The organism is Streptococcus mitis (assembly GCF_946190115.1).
GTDB lineage: Bacteria > Bacillota > Bacilli > Lactobacillales > Streptococcaceae > Streptococcus > Streptococcus mitis_CO.
In genome coordinates this window covers 1-12475 of record NZ_CAMHZG010000002.1, presented here as the reverse complement: position 1 = coordinate 12475, position 12475 = coordinate 1, and the positions used below count along the sequence as shown (strand labels likewise).

General features: G+C 42.8%; 14 protein-coding genes. All 14 read right to left on the bottom strand.

Features of this window, described 5'->3' with window-relative positions; translation table 11 throughout:
* Positions 1 to 2: 2 nt before the first annotated feature.
* Positions 3 to 761 carry a phosphate ABC transporter ATP-binding protein PstB gene (gene pstB / locus N8L90_RS01035; protein WP_261023845.1) on the bottom strand — a complete coding sequence of 253 codons (759 nt, stop codon included), beginning with the start codon at positions 759 to 761 and terminating at the stop codon, positions 3 to 5.
* 12 nt (positions 762 to 773) lie between these two features.
* Positions 774 to 1577 carry a phosphate ABC transporter ATP-binding protein PstB gene (gene pstB, locus N8L90_RS01030; protein ID WP_000049848.1) on the bottom strand — a complete coding sequence of 268 codons (804 nt, stop codon included), beginning with the start codon at positions 1575 to 1577 and terminating at the stop codon, positions 774 to 776.
* Positions 1578 to 1587: 10 nt separating this feature from the next.
* A complete protein-coding gene (gene pstA, locus N8L90_RS01025; RefSeq protein ID WP_000543046.1) occupies positions 1588 to 2472 on the bottom strand; it encodes a phosphate ABC transporter permease PstA in 885 nt (294 codons plus the stop codon).
* Positions 2462 to 3379, bottom strand: coding sequence for a phosphate ABC transporter permease subunit PstC (gene pstC / locus N8L90_RS01020; protein ID WP_261023844.1), 918 nt, complete (start codon positions 3377 to 3379; stop codon positions 2462 to 2464). Before pstC ends, pstA begins: the two co-directional genes overlap by 11 nt.
* Positions 3379 to 4257 carry a phosphate ABC transporter substrate-binding protein PstS family protein gene (locus N8L90_RS01015; RefSeq protein ID WP_020903179.1) on the bottom strand — a complete coding sequence of 293 codons (879 nt, stop codon included), beginning with the start codon at positions 4255 to 4257 and terminating at the stop codon, positions 3379 to 3381. Before N8L90_RS01015 ends, pstC begins: the two co-directional genes overlap by 1 nt.
* A 220-nt stretch (positions 4258 to 4477) precedes the next feature.
* Complete coding sequence (locus N8L90_RS01010; RefSeq protein ID WP_261023843.1) at positions 4478 to 5782, bottom strand: RsmF rRNA methyltransferase first C-terminal domain-containing protein; 1305 nt, start codon at positions 5780 to 5782, stop codon at positions 4478 to 4480.
* Positions 5783 to 6556 (bottom strand): inositol monophosphatase family protein, encoded by a 774-nt coding sequence (locus N8L90_RS01005; protein ID WP_261023842.1) that lies wholly within the window; start codon positions 6554 to 6556, stop codon positions 5783 to 5785.
* Positions 6546 to 6824 carry a UPF0223 family protein gene (locus N8L90_RS01000; RefSeq protein ID WP_001041974.1) on the bottom strand — a complete coding sequence of 93 codons (279 nt, stop codon included), beginning with the start codon at positions 6822 to 6824 and terminating at the stop codon, positions 6546 to 6548. Before N8L90_RS01000 ends, N8L90_RS01005 begins: the two co-directional genes overlap by 11 nt.
* Positions 6824 to 7225, bottom strand: coding sequence for a Spx/MgsR family RNA polymerase-binding regulatory protein (locus N8L90_RS00995; RefSeq protein WP_000631254.1), 402 nt, complete (start codon positions 7223 to 7225; stop codon positions 6824 to 6826). Before N8L90_RS00995 ends, N8L90_RS01000 begins: the two co-directional genes overlap by 1 nt.
* A gap of 316 nt (positions 7226 to 7541) precedes the next feature.
* Positions 7542 to 8159, bottom strand: a complete 618-nt coding sequence (locus tag N8L90_RS00990) for a TIGR01906 family membrane protein (protein WP_261023841.1) — start codon at positions 8157 to 8159, stop codon at positions 7542 to 7544.
* On the bottom strand, positions 8149 to 8922 hold the full coding sequence (locus N8L90_RS00985) for a TIGR01457 family HAD-type hydrolase (RefSeq protein WP_261023840.1): 774 nt from the start codon (positions 8920 to 8922) through the stop codon (positions 8149 to 8151). Before N8L90_RS00985 ends, N8L90_RS00990 begins: the two co-directional genes overlap by 11 nt.
* Positions 8923 to 8930: 8 nt before the next feature.
* Positions 8931 to 9668, bottom strand: coding sequence for an acyl-[acyl-carrier-protein] thioesterase (locus tag N8L90_RS00980; RefSeq protein WP_261023839.1), 738 nt, complete (start codon positions 9666 to 9668; stop codon positions 8931 to 8933).
* A 4-nt stretch (positions 9669 to 9672) separates the two neighbouring features.
* Positions 9673 to 10803, bottom strand: coding sequence for a radical SAM family heme chaperone HemW (gene hemW / locus N8L90_RS00975; RefSeq protein ID WP_101776976.1), 1131 nt, complete (start codon positions 10801 to 10803; stop codon positions 9673 to 9675).
* A 175-nt stretch (positions 10804 to 10978) separates the two neighbouring features.
* Positions 10979 to 12475 (bottom strand): LPXTG cell wall anchor domain-containing protein (locus tag N8L90_RS00970; protein WP_261023838.1); only part of this gene is annotated, 1497 nt, incomplete at its 5' end.

The window sequence follows — 12475 nt, the reverse complement described above, 5'->3', positions numbered from 1 at the left end:
CCTTATCCAAATTTTCCTGAAATATAATCTTCTGTTTCCTTGTGTTGTGGGTTGAGGAACATCTTCTTGGTATCGTTAAACTCAATCAAATCTCCATCAAGGAAAAATCCTGTCTTGTCAGAAATACGAGAGGCTTGTTGCATAGAACGCGTAACCAAGAGCATGGTGTATTTATCTTTTAGACCATACAAGGTTTCCTCAATCTTACCAGCCGAGATAGGGTCCAAGGCTGAAGTCGGTTCATCCAAGAGGATGATTTTAGGACTGGTTGCCAAGACACGGGCAATGCAGACACGTTGCTGTTGTCCACCTGAAAGCCCGATAGCTGAATCATGCAAGCGGTCCTTGACCTCATCCCAGATAGAAGCTCGTTGCAAGGCTTTTTCTACTGCTTCATCCAGCACCTGCTTGTCCTTCACTCCATTGATACGAAGCCCATAAACAACATTTTCGTAGATAGACATAGGGAAGGGGTTTGGTTGTTGAAAGACCATACCGATTTCCTTCCGCAATTCAACTGTATCTGTACGTGGGCTGTAGATGTTGTGGCCATTATAAACTACTGAACCAGTTGTGGTTACCTCTGGATTGAGATCCCCCATGCGGTTGATAGCCTTGAGGAGGGTTGACTTCCCTGATCCAGATGGACCAATCAAGGCTGTAATTTCCTTAGGTTGGAAAGATAAGGAAACACTATTCAAGGCCTTTTTTTGATTGTAGTAAACGGACAGGTCTGATACCTGTAAAATCGCTTCTGTCATACTGTTTCCTTTCTATCCAAAGTGTCCTGTTACGTAGTCATTGGTTGACTGTAGTTTAGCATTTTGGAAAATATTAGAGGTCTTATCGTACTCGATCAAGTCACCCAAGTAGAAAAATCCTGTGTAGTCACTAGCACGCGCAGCCTGCTGCATGCTGTGGGTCACGATGATGATAGTAAAGTCCTTCTTCAATTCCAACATGGTTTCTTCCAGCTGGGCTGTCGCAATCGGATCCAAGGCTGACGCAGGTTCATCCATCAAGAGGATATCTGGTTTAACCGAAATAGCACGAGCGATACAGAGACGCTGTTGCTGACCACCTGATAAGGTCAAGGCTGACTTGTGCAAATCGTCTTTGACCTGGTCCCAAAGAGCAGCCTGACGAAGAGAGGTTTCCACAATTTCATCCAAGACTTGCTTGTCCTTAACCCCTGCACGTTCATGGGCAAAAGTGATATTGCGATAGATAGACTTGGCAAAGGGATTTGGGCGTTGGAAGACCATTCCAATGTGCTTACGCATCTCATAGACATTGATTTCTGGACGGTTGACGTCAATCCCTTGGTAGAGGATTTGACCTGTTACCTTGGCAATATCAATCGTATCATTCATACGATTGAGACTGCGGAGATAGGTTGATTTTCCTGAACCAGAAGGGCCAATTAAGGCAGTAATTTTATTTTTTTCAAATTGCATATCGATGCCCTTGATAGATTCATTTTTACCGTAGTAAACATGTAAATCCTTAGTAGAGAGGGCCACTTTCTCTTCAGGAAAGGTGATGATATGCTTTTCATCCCAATTATATTTTGACATGGCTTCTCCTTTAGGCAGCGGTTAATTTCTTATGTAGGTAGCTTCCGAGTTTGCGGGCTCCAAAGTTAAAGATGAGGATAAAGATGAGGAGCACGGCTGCAGAACCTGCTGATACAATGGTTCCATCTGGAATGGTTCCTTCACTATTGACCTTCCAGATGTGGACAGCCAAGGTTTCTGCTTGACGGAAGATAGAGATTGGGCTAGTAACACTGAGAATATTCCAGTTAGACCAGTCTAGGGCTGGAGCGGATTGTCCTGCTGTATAGATCAAAGCAGCCGCCTCACCAAAGATTCGACCAGAGGCCAAGACAACCCCCGTCACAATACCTGGAAGGGCTTCTGGAATGACCACATGGACAACTGTCTCCCAACGAGAAATCCCAAGGGCCAGACCAGCTTCACGCTGCGTATGGTGAACGTGTTTCAAACTGTCCTCAACATTTCGAGTCATCTGAGGCAAGTTAAAGACTGTCAAGGCCAAGGCACCTGAAATGATTGAAAATCCATACTCAAACTGAACTACAAAGATCAAGTAACCAAAGAGACCCACAACCACTGATGGGAGTGAAGATAAGATTTCAATACAGGTTCTGACAAAGTTGGTCACAGGACCTTTTTTAGCATATTCAGCTAGGAAAATCCCAGCTCCCATAGATAAAGGCACAGAGATAATCAAGGTAATAACTAAGAGGAAAAAGGAATTATAGAGCTGAATTCCAATCCCTCCACCTGCTTGGTAAGACGAGGATTTGCCAGTCAAGAAAGACCAAGAGATGTGGGGCAAACCACGAACCAAGATATAGAGAATCAAGGATGCCAAGATGGCAACAATAATTCCTGCAATTGAGTAGAGGACAGCTGTTGCAATTTTATCTAATTTTTTAGCGTGCATAGTTTTTCTTTCCTCTTTCTTTCGTAATCAATTTAATCACACTGTTGAAGGCCAAACTCATCAAAAGCAAGACTAAGGCTAGTGACCAAAGAACGTTATTATCAACTGTTCCCATAACGGTATTTCCGATACCCATGGTCAAAACAGAGGTCAAGGTTGCAGCAGGTGTTGTCAATGAAGTTGGGACAACGGCTGAGTTTCCGACCACCATCTGAATAGCCAGAGCCTCACCAAAGGCACGCGCCATCCCAAAGACCACTGCTGTAAAAATCCCTGAACTCGCTGCCTTCAAGGTCACACGCCAGCTAGTTTGCCAACGAGTGGCCCCCATAGCCAAACTAGCTTCGCGGTAGTGACGAGGCACCGCACGCAAGCTATCCGTTGTCATAAAGGTTACCGTCGGTAAAATCATGACAAAGAGAACGAAAATCCCTGACAAAATTCCAAAACCAGTTCCACCAAAGACACTACGTACAAAGGGAACTACGACCTGCAAACCGATAAATCCATACACGACTGAAGGGATCCCAACCAGCAATTCAATAGCTGGTTGCAAGATTCTAGCACCTTTTGGTGAGACTTCGGTCATAAAGACTGCCGCACCAATAGCAAAAGGAGTTGCGATAAGGGCTGATAGGATTGTGACAATAAAGGAACCCAAAATCATAGGAAGAGCACCAAATTGTTTACCTGAAGGATTCCAAGTTTGTCCAAAAAGGAAATCAAAGATATTAACCCCATTAACAAAGAAGGTCGACAAACCTTTTTGGGCTACGAAAATCAAAATCATAGCCACAATGATGACAATCAAAGACAGGCAGGCAAAGGTCAAGCCCTTTCCTAATTTCTCTAGACGAGAGTTCTTTGAGGGAGAAAGTAATTTTTTAGCTAATTCTTCTTGATTCATTAGTGACTCCCTTCTAGTGCTGTCACCGTTCCGACAGCATCTTTTTCAACCTTCATTTCCTTGACAGAAATATAGCCCATTCCCTTAACGATTCCACTTTGCGCTTCATCAGAGAGGACAAAGTTGAGGAATTCTGCCACCAATTCATTTGGTTGACCTAGGGTGTACATGTGTTCGTAAGACCACAAAGGCCAGTTATTGCTTGTAACATTTTCTGCAATCGGCTCATAGCCGTTCAATTTCATGCGTTTAACCGAGTCATCCACATAGGCAAAGGCTAGGTAAGAAATAGCTCCTGGTGTCTGGGAAACAATGTTTTTGACCATCCCATTTGAATCCTGTTCTTGACTCTGCACGGCAGATTGACCATCCATGATAACACTATCAAAGGTTGCACGTGAACCCGAACTTGCCGCACGGTTGATAATAGAAATGGCTAGGTCTTTCCCACCGACTTCTTTCCAGTTGGTCACTTGACCTGTGAAGATGCTACGGAGTTGTTCAGTTGTCAGATTTTCAACGTCAACTTCCTTGTTCACAATCACTGCCAAGCCCGCTACGGCTACCTTATGGTCCACTAGAGCGGATGCGTTGATACCGTCTTTTTCCTCGGCAAATACGTCTGAATTTCCTACATCAACGGCTCCAGACTGAACCTGAGACAGACCTGTACCAGATCCTCCACCTTGGACGTTGACTGTTTTTCCAACGTGCATAGAGCCAAATTCATCTGCTGCTGCTTCGACCAAGGGCTGAAGAGCCGTTGAGCCAACAGCTGTCATGGATTCTCCACGATCAATCCAGCTAGCACATCCCGCCAAAGAACCTGCTAGCAAAAGAGCCGCAAGGGATAGAGCGAGTTTTTTCCTTTTTTTCACTGTTTTTCTCCTTGAAAATAATGGTGAATGCTGTGAATTTTTTCAACTATTTATTTATGTTTTTCTTTTGAAAATTAGGAGGCGACTGAAGTTGCTAGCTTGGTTTTACTAGAAATTTGCTCAGTTACCTTTCCCACCAATTTTGACTTAAAATGAAAGACAATTTGAAAAAAATCCATACTTCCACTATAACATAGACAAGCTACTTTGACTAGCATTTTCACTTGAATCTGAGGCCTTTTGGAAAATAATTTTTCAAAACATTTCCCGTCACCTTAGCAAAGCCCAAGCCATTTCCTTGAACCAAAACTTGGTACCAACCATTTGGCAGACTTTCTGCCAGCTGAACGGTTTCTCCAGCGGCATACTTTACAAACTCTTCTTGGTCAATTTCAACCGACTGCTTGACCTGACTCGGTTTCAAGGCTAGACCAAGAGCAAAACTAGGCTCAAAGCGTTTCTTCTTAAAGGTCCCTAGATGCAGTCCATTGCGAGCAATCTTGAGTTTCCCTAAATCTGGCAAAAGTTCTGGCAGGAGATAGAGTTGATCCCCGAAAGTCTGCAAGATCCCCCTTAGATTGACCTTCAAATGTTTTTGTACAAATTCCTGCCACAAAGTAACTTGTTCTCGACTGAGATTGCTCTTACTTGTCTTAAATTTAGGGGCTGGATTTTCACCTTTAAATTGTAAATGCGCGACAAACTGACCCTCTCCCTTAAAATGATGTGGGTACATCCGAGCCGTCTCTGGCAGGTCAATTCCAGCTACCATTCCATTGATATGCTCTACTGGCAACAAATCAAAATCATACTCTTCCAGCAACCACTTGATAATCTCTTCGTTTTCCTCGGGGGCCCAGGTACAGGTTGAATAAACCAAGCGACCACCTTGAGCTAGCATGGTTACTGCATCTTCCAGAATTTCTCTTTGCAAGCTAGCGCATTGACTCGGGTAATCTAAGCTCCAATAGTCCATAGCATCTGGTTGCTTACGGAACATTCCTTCCCCTGAGCAAGGGGCATCAAGGACAATGAGGTCAAAATAGCCCTTAAAAACCTTGGCCAAGCGGTCAGCAGATTCATTGGTCACCACGACATTTGTCACCCCAAAGCGCTCCATGTTTTCTACTAAAATCTTAGCCCGTTTGCTTGAAATTTCATTGGAAACGAGAAGACCCTCCCCTGCTAGATAGGCTGCTAATTGAGTTGATTTACCACCCGGTGCAGCTGCCAAGTCCAAAACCTTCATACCAGGACTGGGCTGGGCTACCTGAGCAACCATCTGAGCAGCAGGTTCTTGCGAATAAACCAAGCCTGTAGCATGCTCAGGCGATTTCCCTGAAACCTTACCATAGTGGCCCCAAGGGGTTTGAGGAATGGGATTAGAAAAGGAAACTGTCGCTTCTTTTAAAGGATTGACCCGAAAGGCCGAAACCGCTTCCTCCTCAAAAGAGGCAAGAAAATCTCTTGCCTCATCTCCTAGTATCTCTTCATATTTTTCAACAAATCCTTCGGGAAATTGCATTTAAGTTCTTTTCCTTTCGTAAATATAGGACTGAATTTCCTCCTGCATCTCAAGAGGTAGCATCATGACCGGCTGTCTGTTTTGAAAATCAAGCGGTTGACCAGATAGGGTCACAACCTGATAGCCCAGACTTTCCCCTAAAATACTAGCCGCAGCATAATCCCATGGTTGCAGATAGGTGACATAGGTCAACAAATGTCCTGACAAAATCTTGGCAAAACTAATGGCCGCACTCCCATAGACACGTACACCGAGTACAGCTCGACTCAAATCAGCCAAGCCCCATTCATTGGTTTCCAACATCCCACTATTCCCTGCAATGAGAAAATCTCCAAGTGGTTTTGTTTTAAAAGGAGCTAGGGGCTTATCGTTTCGACAAACTGAAAAGGCTCCACCACCGTGGTAACAATCCCCTTTGACCACATCATAAATGAGACCAAACTGGCCTTGACCATTTTCAAAATAAGCTACCATAACAGCAAAATCTTCCTGCTGGGCTACAAAGTTATTGGTACCATCAATCGGATCAATGACCCAAACCTTGCCCTCTTGAATCGAAGCTCTCAGACAACCTTCTTCAGCACAAATCTTATCCTCAGGATAACGGGATAGAATTTCACCAACCAAGAGTTCCTGAACTTCCTTGTCCAGTCTGGTCACCAAATCTGTTGGAGAGGTCTTAGTCTCAACACACAAGTCTTCCTGCATATGGTCAAGGATGTACTGGCCCGCCTTCTTGATAAGCTCTTTGGCAAATTCAAATTTACTTTCCAAGAGAAATCTTTCCTTCCCCTTTTTCCTTGGCAGCCTGAACCGCTCGGTAAAGCGAATAGCCACTAACTGTTTCAAATTCTCGTCCCAAACGTTTTTCTTCGCTCTTACTTGGCACGACCGCCTTGAATCCTTTATAGGAGTCCAGTAACTTTTTAGCCTCTACCTTGCCCTCATAGGCAGCTTCAACATCATTAAAAAAAGAAAGCACTGAAGCAAGTTCTTCAGTGCTCCACGACAAATCTAGTGGGTAACTATACTGTTTGTTCATTAACTAATACCAGCTCTCATTCTTGCTTCTTTTAGTTCTTGCTTACGATAACTACGAGGGAGAAAAGCACGAATCTCATCTTCATTAAAACCGATTTGCATACGTTTGGCATCAATAATAATGGGACGACGCAAAAGACTAGGATACTGCTCAATCAAATGAAGCAATTCTGATACCGAAATACTTTCTACATCAATATCTAATTTTTGAAAAATTTTTGAACGAGTTGAAATAATGTCATCAGTACCATTTTCGGTCAAGGAAAGGATGTGTTGCAATTCTTTTCTTGTTAAGGGACTGGTCATAATATTGTGTTCCTCAAAGGGCACCTTATGTTTTTCTAGCCAGGCCTTTGCCTTACGACATGAAGTACAGCTCGGTGATAGAAATAGTGTAATCATGCTTTTCTCTTCTTATCTATACTTTGCTACCTCTATTATACAAAAAAATAAAGCGCTTGACTAGAGATTTTTAGAAAAAAAGCCTATTTTTCCAGAAAAATAGACTGTTTGCGAACGATTAATACATTTCTGAATTAGTTAATTCACTCTTATACTCTTCGAAAATCAAATTCAAACCGCGTCAACGTCGCCTTGCCGTACTCAAGTACAGCCTGCAGCTAGTTTCCTAGTTTGCTCTTTGATTTTCATTGAGTATTAACGATAGTTTCGAATCACACACATAATTTATACATGTAAAATAAGAACATCTTTCGTTTCAATTCCTACGACTTTTTAGATAAAGATAGTCAAAGAAGCTTTCATAGAGGGCAAAAAAGAGGAGGAAGGCATGAAGGAAGAAGGTCTCTGGCAAAATCAGTATAACAGGATCCTTGGCTGGGTCAAAAAGCCAGGTATCATCTCCCACAAAGAGAATTTGATGGAAAAGAGTAAAGAATTGGTCAAAACCAATCAAAACTCCCCCAAGCCCAATCAGTAAAGGCAAAAGCACTAGAGCCAAAAGCCCTTTACTAAATAGAGACAAGAAGCCCTTTTTCACAATCCCTTTGACAAAGACATAGAAACTTGGCAGTGTCACTAGAGCAACTAGCTGAACCAGGTGAAAGAGATTCTTAACCACCGCAAAATGGTGCAGACCAGCTGCTGACGAACGAAAATCTGGCATCTCTAGGACCTGACTAAATGGATTGGTCAGATAATTCATCAAGATATGAAAGTTGTACTGAATGGTTTCTGGTTTTAAATAGACCCGATCTGTTAAATTCAGCCACTGAATTTCCAGCGGATAAACAATCCAAGCCAGATAAATAGTCAGAAGGATAGAAAGAGAGAGGAGAAAGAGCATAGAGCTCCAAAAGGTCAGTTTAGTTTTCATCAAAGTTCCACTCCGCAAGACTAGAAACCACATGAGTCGGTGCGATTGGTAGGTCTGCCACTTCTTCTGCCTTGGTAAAACCTGTTGTCACCAAGAGCGTTGGAATGCCGTTGTCAATCCCAGCCCGAATATCTGTCAGATAGTTGTCCCCAACCATAATCAACTCTTCACGTTCCAAGCCTAAGTGCTCAACCGCCTTGTCCATAATGATAGCATTTGGTTTCCCGATATAAACAGGCTTCACTCGTGTTGCCACTTCAAGCAGCGTAATCAGTGAACCAGCACCTGGCAAAAGACCGCGTTCTGTTGGAATGTTAAGGTCAGGGTTGGTTCCGATAAAGTGAGCACCCTTTTGGATAGCTAGAGTTGCTGTCGCAAATTTTTCATAGTCAACTTGCCAGTCCAGGCCTACTACCACATAGGCAGGATTGTCCTTGTCTTCCACATAACCAGCCGCCTTGATGGCTTCCTTAAGCCCTGCTTCTCCGATGACATAGACGGTTTTTTCAAGCCCCAAGTCATTCATATAGTCGATAGTGGCCAAAGTCGCTGTGTAGACAGTCGACAGGGGCGTATCGATATTAAAATTCTGAGCCAACACCTCCTGAACACTCTCTGGAGTGCGGGTTGTATTGTTGGTCACAAAGAGATAGGGGATGTCTCGCTTTTGCAATTCATGGACAAAAGCCTCTCCTGCTGGAATTCTGTCTTTCCCCTTATAAATCGTTCCGTCTAAATCAATTAAATAGCCTTTATATTTCATATTTTTCTCTAATCCTTCTTCATTTCTTGCCAAGTGATGATGGCTTGAGCATTGGTAGCACCATCGCTTGTAATCTCATGTTTGCTTTCCAGTCCAGACCGTTCAACAGCCGATGTAATAAACCCGCCTGGTCGAACTTCCTTGACATACTTGAGATTGATTTTCTTGGGAATATATTGGGTCAAAAAATCAGCTCCCATAACCTCAAAAATCCAGTCCAGATATTTACTGTTATTGACATGGCCATTCATATCCAAGTCGTAAAAACGAACATGGTAATCCTTGCTGATCGGCTCTTCCAAGGACTCATACTTTGGCCCGCGGATAAGCTTTTTATCAAAATCAGACTGGTAAGGAGCCACAATCTCAGGTTCAACAGCATGGACTTTTCGACTGTCGCGGTCCATGAGAACAAAGGTTGCCATCATGTGGATGAGTTCCTGACCTGCTTCATCATAAATGGTAAAGCGACGGTAGCAAAAAAGTCGATTGTAGCTCAGTGCTTCCGTTTCGATGGTGATTTCTTCCGCAAAACGAGGCAAACGAGCCACCTCAATATCATAATCTGTGATAATCCAGACCAGATTATAGTTTTCCAAAATGGCCTTATCACTAACTCCCAGTTCAATGGACTGCATCCCTGAAACTTGCAGAGACAACAAAATCACATCTGGAAGCTTGATATGACCGTTCATATCAGCCATATCAAAAGGAATTTTCATTTTCATTTGATAAGTTAAGCCCATCATCCTACTCCAAAATAAATCGTTCTGCTACGGTGTCTCCTAAAAAGAGACCTCTTTTTGTCATGCGCACGCGATCACCCTCTATTTGCATGAGACCTTGTTGTACCAAGTCCTTGACAATTTCTCCATAAAGTCCATCGAAAGACCGTCCAAATTTTTCCTCAAATCGCACCATGGAAACCCCTGATTTCTTGCGGAGTCCCAAGAACATTTCTTCTTCCATTTGCTCTTTTTGACTCAGGTGCTCTTCTGTGATGCGAGCATTGCCTTCCTCAACTGCACTGAGATAATGACGAATGGGACCATGGTTTTTATAGCGAATACCATTGACATAGCCAGATGCCCCAGCACCAATACCATAGTATTCGGCATTGTCCCAGTACATGAGATTGTGACGACTTTCAAAACTGGGTTTGGAGAAATTGGAAATTTCATAATGTTCAAAACCAGCTCGCTCCAGCTCTTCGATGATGTACTCAAACATCTCAGCTTCCAGTTCCTCCTTAGGCAGAGGCAATTTCCCTCGTCGCATACGGTTCATAAAGACCGTATGATTTTCCAAAATCAAGCTATACAAACTCATATGGGGAATATCAAGTCCAATGGCCTTAGCAACATTTTCCTTGACCTGCTCCATGGTCTGACCAGGTAGCGCATAAATCAAATCAATGGAGATATTGTCAAAACCAGCCAGTTTCAGACGGTCGATATTTTCATAAATATCCTTCTCCAAATGACTGCGCCCAATCTTTTTCAGCATCTTGTCATCAAAGGTCTGCACGCCTAGCGAAACACGATTGACAGCTGAGTTCTTCAAAACAGCAATCTTATCCGCGTCCAAGTCGCCTGGATTGGCCTCAATGGTCAACTCCTCTAAGACAGACAAGTCCAAGTTTTTAGTCAAGCCATCCAATAACACCTCCAGTTGCGGAGCTGACAAAGCTGTCGGTGTGCCACCACCGATGTAGAGGGTTGACAACTTTTGAATATCATAAGATTGAAACTCTTCTAACAGATGTTCCAAATAACTATCTACCGGCTGATTTTTTATAAAGACCTTTGAAAAGTCACAATAATAACAAATTTGAGTACAAAACGGGATGTGTACATAGGCTGACGTTGGTTTTTTCTGCATAGTACTTATTATACCACAAAAGCGAACAATACTGAGAATTCCGTTTAACAAAATCCTAGCATTGTTCGCTTTCTTTATCTAATCATTCTTTGTATTTTATGGATAAAACAACTATCAGAATCAATCTAGTTCGTTGTTAGAACACAAAAGAATGAATGTTCATCTGACTAAATTTTTAGTCTTCGTTTTTCTTGCGAGCTACAAGTCCAAATCCACTCAATAGTCCAAGAAGTCCTAGAGATGCAAGAGCAGCATTTGATTCTGTTCCTGTATTTGGCAATACATTTTGAGAATCATTTGACTTAGCTCCATTATCAACAGTAGTCTTAGCATCTACCTGATCTGCATTCGGAGCAACTGTATTTGGAGTTGGAGTAGCTGGTGCTGGTTTATCTTGGCCAGAATCTCCATTAGTATCAGGTTTGACTGGCATATCAGGTGTCACTGGTGCAACTGGATTTGTATCTGTTGATGGTGTGACTTTACCTGGTGTTGTTACATCAGGAACTTCAACTGTTGGTTGACCTGGTTCTGTAATCTTACCTGTACCTGGAACTTTACCGTCTGGTAATTCACTGTTTGGTACTTTACCTTTACCTTCTTTATCGATTGTAACGATAATTGGGTTTCCATCTTTACCTGGAATTTCTACCGTAGTACCTGGTGGGTATGTTGAGCCATCTGGTTTCTTAGGTGTTACTGTAACGTCACCTGTCTCAGGATCTTGATCCAACTCTATTGTTGGTGTCTTACGAGCTGGTGTTGTTACATCCACTGGTTGTGATGGTTTCTTATTCGGTTCTGTGACTGTTCCTGTACCTGGGACATTTGTCTTAGGAAGCTTGTCATTTGGTACTTCACCTGAACCATTATCACCGATTGTGACTGTGATTGTTGTTCCATTTTCTCCTGGAATTTCTACCTTGCTACCTGATGGGTAAGTTGTTCCATCTGGTTTCTTCGGTGTTACAATCGCATTTCCATTTGGTTGTTGAGTAATTTCAATCTTACCTGGTTTTTCAGTTACTGGTGTTTCTGGTGTAAATTTAGCTGGAGTTGTTACATTAGGAACTTCAACAGCTGATTTACCTGGTTCTGTGATCTTACCTGTACCTGATGTTTCTACATCTGGTAGATCACTGTTTGGTACTTTACCTTTTCCGTCTTCACCGATTGTGACTGTGATTGGCTTGCCATCTTTACCTGGGATTTCTACCGTAGTACCTGGTGGGTAGGTTGAGCCATCTGGTTTCTTAGGTGTTACTGTAACGTCACCTGTCTCAGGATCTCGTTCCACATCTAGTGTTGGAGTTACCTTAGATGGAGTCGTTACATTAGGAACTTCTTCCGTTGGTTGACCTGGTTCTGTAATCTTACCTGTTCCTGGTACATCTTTCTTAGGAAGTTTGCTATTTGGTACTTTACCTTTACCATCTTGACCGATTTCAACAGTGATTGGACCATTTTCACCTGGAATTTCTACCATAGTGCCTGGTGGGTATGGTGTTCCATCTGGTCTCTTCGGTGTTACTGTAACATCACCTGTCTTAGGATCACGTTCTACATCTAGTGTTGGTGTCTTATGAGCTGGTGTGGTTACATTAGGAACTTCTTCCGTTGGTTGACCTGGTTCTGTAATCTTACCTGTTCCTGGTACATCTTTCTTAGGAAG